General features: G+C 54.3%; 3 protein-coding genes and 1 pseudogene. All 4 read right to left on the bottom strand.

Annotated features, from left to right (window positions below; all coding sequences use genetic code 11):
- On the bottom strand, window positions 1–4,578 hold a 4,578-nt coding region (locus GQS10_RS22505), incomplete at its 3' end, for a non-ribosomal peptide synthetase (protein ID WP_166246502.1).
- Window positions 4,579–4,806: 228 nt separating this feature from the next.
- Window positions 4,807–6,540: an ABC transporter ATP-binding protein gene (locus GQS10_RS22500; protein WP_166246500.1), complete on the bottom strand. Its 1,734-nt coding sequence runs from the start codon at window positions 6,538–6,540 to the stop codon at window positions 4,807–4,809.
- On the bottom strand, window positions 6,537–8,363 hold the full coding sequence (locus tag GQS10_RS22495) for an ABC transporter ATP-binding protein (protein WP_166246498.1): 1,827 nt from the start codon (window positions 8,361–8,363) through the stop codon (window positions 6,537–6,539). The genes GQS10_RS22500 and GQS10_RS22495 overlap by 4 nt, the downstream gene beginning before the upstream one ends.
- Window positions 8,353–10,283, bottom strand: a pseudogene (locus GQS10_RS23845) (AMP-binding protein); the annotation flags it as partial. The pseudogene GQS10_RS23845 and the gene GQS10_RS22495, both read right to left, overlap by 11 nt.

The raw sequence follows: 10,283 nt of genomic DNA, 5'->3' as shown, positions 1-10,283 counted from the left end.
CTCCGCCTGCTCTTCGAACAAGCCGTGAATCGTCTGCTGCCGCGGGTAGTCCGCCTCCGATTCGTTGAAACCTCGCACCAGCTCGCGGATTTCCTCCTCCGTGAGCATTTCCAGCGAGGCAATATCCCCGTCCGGCGCTGCTGCGATGGTTTCGAGCAGCTTGTCATAATGTCTGGCGAACCGCTCCGCTGTCTCCTGTTTATACAATGCCGTAGCGTAATCCAACCGGCATTCGAGTTGACCGTCCAGCTCCGAAATGTCCAGGAGCAGCTCGAACTTGGAGGTTCGGTTTTCCAGCGGATAAAACGATTGCTCCAGCCCCTCGATGACAATTTTCTCGTTCTCCGTATTTTGTAGGGAGAAGAACGTATCAAAGAGCGGATTCCGTCCAGTCGCGCGCGTAATGTGAAGACTTTCCACCAAGTCTTCGAATAAATAATTTTGGTGTTCGAGAGCCCCGAGCGTGATGTCCTTGATTTCTTCCAGGTACGAAAGGTACGGCTTGGAACGCTCCGGACGGCTGCGAATGGCCAGCGTATTGACAAACATCCCTATGACCGGCTGCAATTCATCCTGCGTTCTTCCGGCAATCGGCGTTCCGACGATCAGATCTTCCTGACCCGAATATTTATGCAAAAGGATGGAATAAGCCGACAGCAGCACCATGTACAGGGTTGTCCCCGTCCGTACCGCCAGCTCTTTCAGCTTCTCCGTCCGATCTTTCCCGATATAAAATTTCACGGTCCGGCCGTCAAAGCTTTGCACCGCAGGCCGCGGGAAGTCCGTCGGCAGTTCCAAGACCGGCAGCTCGCCTGACAGCTGTTCCAGCCAGTACTCCTTCTGCGGCTGGAGCATCTGCGCGTAGGCTTCGGAATGCTGCCAAACGGCATAATCTTTGTATTGAATGCGCAGCGGGGCCAGCTCCTCGCCCCGATACAGGCGGCTGAACTCGTCGAAGAGAAGTGCTGTCGAAATGCCGTCCGAGATGATATGGTGCATATCGAACAGCAGAATGTGGCGATCATCGGCGACTTCGATCAGGCCGATGCGGAGAAGTGGCGGATTGGTCAAATCAAAGGAGCGATAGTAAGCTTTCACCACTTGTTCCACTTCCCGCTCGATCGACTGGAAATAATCGACAGCAAATTCCACCTCGTCATAGACACGCTGGACAAGCTCGCCTTGAATCTGCTCGATCCCGGTACGCAGCGTCTCATGGCGCTGAATAAGCGCCCGGAACGCGTGCTCGACACGCGTGTGGTCCAGCTTGCCTTCGAGAAGAAGCGCCGCCGACATATTGTAGCTGCGCTCGGCCCCGTCAAGCTGGCGTAGGACGTACAGACGCTTTTGCTCGGATGAAACCGGATAGAACTCGGCCTCCGCCGCCTTTGTAATTTCATACGTCTCCTGCTGCTTTAAACCGCCGATTCTTTGGGCCAGCTGTTCGATCGTGGTGTAACGGAAAACTTCCCGTAGCGGAACCTCGACTTGCAGCTCTTTCCGGATCTTAGAAACAAGCGTGGAGGCTCGCAAGGAATGACCACCCAGGTCAAAGAAATCATCTTGGACTCCAACTCGCGCAATACCCAACACCTGCTGCCAAATGAGAGCAAGCCTTACTTCCAGCGTTGTGCGAGGAGCCACATACTCACGGCCTGCTTCTACCGCTCCGGTCGGTTCAGGCAGCGCTTTGCGGTCAATCTTGCCGTTCGGCGTGAGCGGAAGCTTATCAAGGGACACCAGCCGGGCCGGGACCATATGGGCCGGCAGCTCTTGCTTCAATTGGAACAGCAGATCGCTTAGCTGTAAGGAAGCATCCCCAGCCACATAGCCGCACAAATACTTTTGCCCCTGCTCATCCGTACGGTCGGTCACCACAGCCTGCTTGACGCCCGGGAAACGCAACAGGGCCGTTTCAATTTCGCCAAGTTCGATCCGGAATCCGCGAATTTTCACTTGATAGTCGATCCGGCCGATGAAGTCGACGTTGCCATCTTCCAGCCAGCGGGCCAAATCGCCTGTCCGGTACAGACGTTCGCCCGGCACAAACGGGCTATCCGCAAACTTCTCGAAGGTTAAATCCGGACGGTTCCAGTATCCGCGTGCCACCCCGGCGCCGCCAATGACAAGCTCGCCCGGAACACCTACAGGAACCGGCTTTAACGTGGCATCAACAATGTAAAACCGGGCGTTCAGCCAAGCTTTGCCGATCGGCACATGACCCGACAGCGGCAGCTTGTCCAGCGGCTCATCGTAATAGCTACTGTCAATGGCCGCTTCGGTAACACCATAGCTGTTGATGATGCGGAATTGTCCACCGAATCTTTCTTGCAGCAATCGGTAATCGGTGACACTGCAAGCATCCGAGCTGGTAATCAGCAACTGTATGGAGCTGACGTCCAGCCCTTCTTCATAAATATACTGCATGAACGGCAGGATGAGCGCAGGCGTCGATTCGAATACCGTAATGCTTTGGTCCCGAATCCAGCCGTATAAGCGGTTCGGATCAATCCGGTCATCCTTAGGCACAATCACCATCGTGCCTCCGTTATACAGTGTCCGCGCGATGTCTCCGACGAACACGTCAAACGAGAAGCTGGCCAGCTGCAGCAGCCGCACTGGGAACTGATCCAACCGGTACTCGCGACGGTACGCATCCGCCGTATTCACGAGACTACCGTGCTCGATCATGACGCCTTTCGGGCGTCCCGTCGTACCCGAGGTGTAAATCACATAAGCCAAGTCTTGCGGAGCGCTGTCGGCAGATTGAAACTCCACGGAAAAGGCATCCCCGTTATAAATCTGTTCATTATCCATGGCATAGACAGCTTGAAGCTTCAGCCGGTCATTGGCCAACCAACCTCCGGCCCACTCCAACAGATGACGCTGCGTAAGCAGCACCGATGCTCCGCTATCGCTGAGCATGTACTCAATCCGCTCCGACGGATAATCGGGGTCCAACGGTACATAGGCTCCGCCGGCTTTCCAAACGGCGAGCACCCCGACCAGAAGTTCCACCGAACGATCCGCCCAGATCCCCGTAATCGTCTCCCTTCCCACGCCCTGATCGCGAAGGAGAGAAGCCAGCCGCTCGGCGCGTTCGTTCAATTCGCCGTAGCTCAGCTGTTTGTCCATGTAGACGACGGCCGGATGATCCGGAATTTCCCGGGCAAACTTTTCAACATACCGATGAAACGCTTCTCCCTCGCTCAGCCCTTCCATCGGCGGGTTAAAAACGTTGAGAATGCGGTGTCTCTCCTCATCGCTCAGCAGAGAAATCTCGCGTACCGGCAGTTCGGGAGTCTGAAGAAACTGGTCCAGAACGGTAACATACTGTTCCATAATCCGATCAATCTCGGACGTCTCGAACAGGCCGGTACGATAAGAAGCATGGAGAATTAAATGACCTTCATTCAGCATATGGTCGAAGCGCAGCAGCAAATCGTCCATCTCGTGTCTACCGAAATGATCCTCCGGGCGTACCTTGATTTCTTCGTACTCCACGATTTTCAAAGGCAGATATTCCAGAGATGTACGGAACAGCCCCGAAAGATCGTTCCGGCCGTGGTGTTCGCGCAAATCCTGGATCAATTGGTTATAAGGATATTTCTGATACCGCAGATCCGCCATATTTTCCTTGGAAACCGTTTGGATCAAGGAAAGCACGTGTTCGTCTGGATTCAGACGAATCCGCGTGGCCACGGTGCTGACGAACATGCCGATCGTTTCTTTTTCCTTCTTGCTGGTGCGATTGGCGAAAACCGTGCCGACCGGAATATCGGTGCTGTCGGTCAGCTTGTACAATAAGGCGTACATGGCGGACAGAAATAATGTATATAAGCTGACCTGATATTGTTCGCTGAAGGCTAGAATACGTTCATACTGGGAACCGCCCAAAGTGATGGCCCGTTTGTTGGATTCGCTGCCGATCGAGAATGGCGGATACGATTTAATGCCGGTCGTTTCAGGCAAAATGGCGTACTTCGTCAGCCAGTATTCCTTTCCTTTTTGATAACGATCCGATTGCTCATATTCACGCTCCGCGGAAATATAATCCAGATAGGAAGGGGCCTGGTAACTGCTGGAGATGCCTTTACGCAGTTCCAGGTATTTTTCCATCACCGCATGCAGCAAAGCATTGAGGGACAAACCGTCGGCGATAATATGATTTACCCTCAAATTGAGCCATACTTGGCCGTTCGCAAAATGGATAATTGTAAATTGGTGGAGGTGTTCGTCGAATACGCTGACCGGTTCTTCGCTTACTTCTTTCACCCAAGCATAAAATTGTTCGGTTGTACCTAGTTCGAGGCGGCTTATCCTAGCTTGGACATTCTCCGGCTCTTCGAACCACTGCGTTGGATTTTGCAAATCTCCACTAATGCGGATTCGGAAAGCGTCATAGGTTTTGACGATCTCTGCTGCCGCTTGCTCCAGAAGCTGTGTGTCGATCTCACCCGTAATCTGATAGGTCCCGGAAAGCATCGTGATGGACGTTCCCGGATGCATAATTTCCATAAACCATATTCGGCGCTGGGCTTGCGTTAATCCATATTGCTCTCTGGTATTCTCTCTCACATCGACACACTCCCTGTTTAGAGATTCTTTATAGACAGGAGACAGGTTTATACCCAGATGTCACATAGTCACTCTTAAGAAGAACCGCGCACGCCATTCCCGAAACGGCTTCTGCGGACTCTTTCCCCTTTTTCGTGTCTCCGCTTTTTGGTAACTGCCGGTTTTAAAGTCATACCTTACCTTGGATAACTAAAAGACTCTATCGCTTTCGCAAGCAGGAAAGCGGCTTTAGCCGTACAGCCGGGCGTAATAACCTCCGAGCGCCAGCAGGTCCTGATGGCGGCCCCGCTCGACGATCGTCCCTTGGTTCATGACGGTAATCAAATCCGCATGTTCCACGGTGCTGAGACGGTGGGCGATCAGAATGGTGGTGCGTCCCTTCATCAATTCGTTCAGGGCCTGCTGTACCCAATGCTGGGATTCGTTATCCAACGCGGAAGTCGCTTCGTCCAGCAGCAGAATCGGGGCGTTTTTAAGAATCGCCCGGGCGATCGCAATCCGCTGCCTTTGTCCGCCTGACAACGACGCTCCTCTCTCTCCCACCGGCGTTTTATACTGTTCAGGAAGTTCCTGAATGAAATGGTGAGCGTACGCTGCTTTGGCCGCTTCGATCACTGCTTCATCCGTTGCATCCGGGTTGCCGTAACGGATGTTTTCCTCAATCGTGCCGGTAAACAAGAACGGCTCCTGCGGAACGTATGCAATCTGCCTGCGGATTTCGTCCAGCGTGTAATGTCCAAAAGGTTTGCCTTGGAGCAGGATTTCTCCACTGTCCACAGGATAAAAGCCGAGCAGCAGCTTGATCAGCGTACTTTTGCCGCTGCCGCTGGCCCCCACGATAGCGGCGACCTGGCCGGGAAACACCTGCATGGACATGTCGATAAGCACCTTTTTATCCGCCTGATAGGAAAATTCCACATCGCGAAACTCCACCGCAGCCTCCGACACGAGCTCGCTGCGAGGAGATCCCAAACGCTCCGGTTCCTCTTCCTCTCTTAGTACCTCTTCAATCCGGTGAGCGCCCGCGAGCGAATTTTGGGTCATCGACAGAACCATCCCCAAGTTTAACAAGGCGTGCGTCAGATTCACTTGCAGAACCGCCAGGGCGGCGACGCTGCCCATTCCCATCAGTCCGTAGGCATAAAGAAGACTGCCGATGACGATGATGCCGCAGAATGTGACGTAGCTTATAAAATGGTTCACCGCAGCCTGCATTCCGTTCTTTTGCGCGGTTTGCCGAAGCGTCTGCGTCATTTGTTCGTTCAACGCCTCGTATTGGTCGTAAATCGTGCGGATGCGGAACAGCTTCACAATTTGAATGCCGCCCATAAAATCTTTGAATTTCTCGGTCATTTTACCGAGCGTTTGTAAGCCTTGTTCGGACAAGACGCGAATATCCCGCGCAAACTTCAGGCTGACTGCGGAGGACAGCAGTAGAATGACGAGGGATACGCCAGCAAACCGCCAATCGATCGATACCATGGAGACAATGGAGCCGATGCAAAAGACAACTTGAAGCAGCAAAACGAAGTAAACCTGCGAAAATGTGAACTCAACGGTCGTTACGTCGTTGTTCACCCGCGACAGCAAGTCCCCATGGTGCGTCTGCTCCAGGAATCTCGGCCGCACCCGGCACAGCTTGTCATAAAGACGTTCGCGGATATTCAGCACAGTCAGCTCGACACTACGCTGGTATAAGTAAATGAACCAGGGAGAAATCATATTTTCCAAGAACAGGACCGCGCCCAGAATAATAAAGGCTTCCACCATCAGGGACGTATCTCGGGACACGGCAAAATCAACCAAGTTCTGCACAACCAAGCTGAAGGCGATCAGGAACAATGTCTGGGTGATCGCCGTCACGGCCAGGCCAATGGCGTACTGGGTTTTGCGCTTGCGGTTCATAAACTTCAGCAAGTAGCCGAGTTCTTTCACTTGCGCGAGCCATCCGCCCTTTTTCATGTGTACGCCACCTCCCTGTGTGCGGCAGACTCGGTAAATTCCTGGTAGTACGACTGGGCATACAGTCCTTTCATCTCCAGCAATTGTTCATGGGTGCCCTTTTCCACAATATTTCCTTGTTCCATTACCCAAATTTCGTCGGCGTTTTGTACCGTAGAAAGACGGTGGGCTATAACTATGGTGGTTCTTTGCTTCATCAATACGCCCAGCGCTTCCTGAACCGCGCTTTCCGACTCCGGGTCAAGAGCCGACGTTGGCTCGTCCAGCAGCAGAACGGGGGCATCCTTCAGAAAAGCCCGGGCCATTGCAATGCGCTGGCGCTGCCCGCCGGACAAAAAGCCTCCTCGCTCGCCGACATACGTCTGGTAGCCGCCCGGAAGCTGCATAATGAAGGAATGCGCCTGAGCGGCTTTGGCAGCTTCGATAATCTCGTCCATCGACGCTTCTTCCCGCCCGTAGCCGATATTTTCGGCGATCGTGCCGCTAAACAAATATGAATCCTGGGCTACTACGGAAAAATGCGACCGGAGCTGCTCCGGATCGGCGCTGTGGATCAGGCTGCCGAACACGCGGATCTCGCCCTGGTCCTCCGGAAGCGGATAAAAGCCGCATACAAGCTTAAAAACCGTGCTCTTCCCTCCGCCGCTCGCTCCGACAAGCGCGATTGTCTTCCCTTCCGGCACCGAGAAGCTAAGATTCCGCAGAATCGGGGAGCTTTCCTCATACCCGAAGGTTACATTCTGAAACTCGATGGGGGGGGCGCTCGCTTTCGGAAGCGAACGGCCATTTTCCGTTTCGGTCGGCTGCTCGACGATTTCGCAGACCCTTCTCAGGGCACCGGCCATTTCGAACGTCCGCGTGATGAGCTCGGGAATATGCTCCAGCGGCTCCAGACACAGATTCAGCAAATACAGGAAGGCGACCAGCTCTCCCGCGCCTAGCTGCCCATTGTAGATCAAATAGCTTCCGTAACTGACGGCGAAAATGATCGGGCTGATCATCAGCGTGGAAAGCAGCGGGTTGACCCAGGCTTCCCGCTTTTTCACGGCCAGCTTTTTTTGGGCCGTCAATTGCAGCAGCGATTGGTAAGAGCGAGATAATATGCCGGATAGCAGGTAGCTTTTTACAATAGGCATACCCCCAAGCGTATCCTGGAGGTTGACGTTCATTCGGCCCATGTTCGCCTGGGCTTCCTCCGTCAACCGCTCTAACTGTTTGCCGATCCATTGGGAAACCAAGAGCGCTACGGGGAATAACAGCAGGCTGTACAGGATCAGCTCCCATTGGAGGTAGATCAAATAAGCGAAACAGCCGATGAACAACAGCGGATGATAAAACCACTGGGCGAGGTCCCGAATCATAAATTGCTGGATGAGCTGCAGGTCGTTGTTGATCCGCGATAATACATCCCCGGAGTGCTGCTTTTCCAGATAGGAGACCGGAAGTTTGCCGATATGACGCATGACATGGTTGCGGATATCCTGCACTGCAGAGGCGCTGCTTCGCTCCACGCCGAAGCTCATGAAAAACTTCGCCGGCACACCGAGCAAGATGACCACAAAGACCGTGTACACGATTTGCAGAGCGATTGGCCCAGCCCCCTTCTCGGCCTGGGTGGTCAGCTGCTCGATCAAGCTTCCCGTCCATATCTCAATAACGGCGGCGGCAATGGCGGACAAGGTACCGATGATCATCCAGCCTTTGTGACGACTTACATAGGACATCAGCCAGCAGAACGCTTTCCAGGCGGCGTAAGCGGTTTGGCGCTTGGAAGGCGCCGCTGTGCCTTGTTCTTGAACGGACAGCTGGCGATCAGCTTCCATGCAGTACCCCATCATCCACTTCGATCTGCCGCTTGACTTGCTCTAAGATGTCTTGGATGACGGCGGCCGTTTCTTCCACGCGCGCGAGTTCCAGCAATTCCTCGTGCGCGCCCTCCAGCCGGTAATCGGCGTAAGCTTGCGTCGTTGCCCCCCGCCAGGATGGCAGTTGGTGCTCCAGGCGGTACGCTTCGCTGTCCTTCGCAATCAGTTCGTAAATCCGGGCAGGGATCGTGCCGGAATTAATAAGCTGCGCTTCGTAAGCCAATGTCGCTTGGACCTTCCGATGAACACGCTCCCGCACGAGCGGGTTGCTCATTAATTCCTTCTCTTCTTCGTCGAAATCGGCAAGTGTTTCTTCAAGCTCTTTCTCCGACGTTTCGGAAGGCGTCAGCGTGTCTTTAATCCACGAGTCCACCATGAGCACGTCCGTTACGGAATACCCTCTTTTCTCCATCGTTTTGGCTACCTCGAACGTCAGGTTGCCTCCGAAGCAGTAGCCGAGCAGCACATAAGGTCCTTCCGGCTGGATGCGGACGATCTCGTCCACATAACGGTTCAGCATGACCTCGTAATCGACGGCATCGTCGATAAAATCAATGCCGTAGAGCACGAACCGGCCGTCGAGCCTGCTTGCGAGCTCTCGGTAACCGATACCAAAGCCGCTACCCGGAGGGAAGCAGAACACGTTCAGATCTCCTGCTTTATTCAGCTTAATGAAGGAGTCTCCCCCTTTATCCAGACCGAGATCTCCCTCGCCGAAAGCCATGGCTTCAACTGTTACATTGTGGAAAAGGCGGTTCAGCGGTATCTCGATGCCCGTTTCATCGTAAACGGCTTGAACGAGCCTCATCAGACTTAACGAATTGCCACCCAACTCAAAAAAGTTATCCTTTACACCGACCTGTGGAACGCCAAGCGTATCCTGCCAGACGCGGGCGATCTTCATTTCGAGCAGCGTTCTCGGCGCAACATATTCTGCTCCTCCGGCCGCGGCTTCCTCCGGCGCGGGCAGCGTTTTGCGGTCAATTTTACCGTTCGGGGTTAGCGGCATCCGCTCCAGCTGCACGAGGTGCGAAGGAATCATATACCCCGGAAGCTGCTTGGCGAGCTCCTCCTTGAGTTCATTTGCCGACAGCCTCGTTTCCGCTACGTAGTAAGCGACAAGCTGCTTTTGGCCGTTCGCGTCGTCGCGGTTGAGCACGATGGCTTCTTGCACGGCGGCGATCTTCAGCAGCTGCGTCTCGATTTCGCCGATTTCGATCCGGTAGCCGCGGATTTTCACCTGATGGTCGATCCGGCCAAGGTATTCGATGCTCCCGTCTGGCAGCCAAGCCGCCAAGTCGCCCGAGCGGTAAAGCTTCTCCCCCTCCGCAAACGGGGAATCGACGAACTTTTCCGCCGTCAGATCCGGACGATTCAGGTATCCTCTCGCAANTGAGCGCTTCCCCCCCGAAGATGACGCTGCGAATCCGCAGATCGTACGGATGGTCCGCCAAAACCTTACGCAGCAGCTGGTAGAAGTACGTTGGCGTCTGGTTCAAAATCGTGACCTGTTCGCGGCCTAGCAGCGCCAGGAAATCGGCCGGATTTTTCGCCGTGAGCGGCGGTACGATGACCAGCTTGCCTCCGTACAACAGAGCTCCGTACATTTCCCAGACGGAGAAATCGAAGCAGAACGAGTGGAACAGGGTCCACGTGTCGGACGGCCCGAAGTCGAACAGGTTCTTGTCGTTGAATAGGAGGCGCACGACGTTCTTATGCTCGATCAGCGTTCCTTTCGGTCTGCCGGTCGTTCCCGACGTGTAGATGACATAAGCCAGGTTGCCCGGCCCGGAAATCGGCTCTAGGTTCGAAGCCTCCGCATCGGCGGAGTCCGCCCCTCTGTCGCCCCATACGAAATCGTCCAATTCGAGGCGCGTT

The organism is Paenibacillus turpanensis, from assembly GCF_011421635.1.
In the GTDB taxonomy this organism is placed as follows: Bacteria; Bacillota; Bacilli; order Paenibacillales; family YIM-B00363; genus Paenibacillus_AK; species Paenibacillus_AK turpanensis.
This window is presented reverse-complemented; position numbering and strand designations above follow the sequence as displayed.

What these genes read in the sequence shown, in the direction of transcription:
- GQS10_RS22495 (WP_166246498.1), bottom strand. Translation starts at nt 8,363, where the DNA reads ATGGAAGCTGATCGCCAGCTGTCCGTTCAAGAACAAGGCACAGCGGCG.
- GQS10_RS22500 (WP_166246500.1), bottom strand. Translation starts at nt 6,540, where the DNA reads ATGAAAAAGGGCGGATGGCTCGCGCAAGTGAAAGAACTCGGCTACTTG.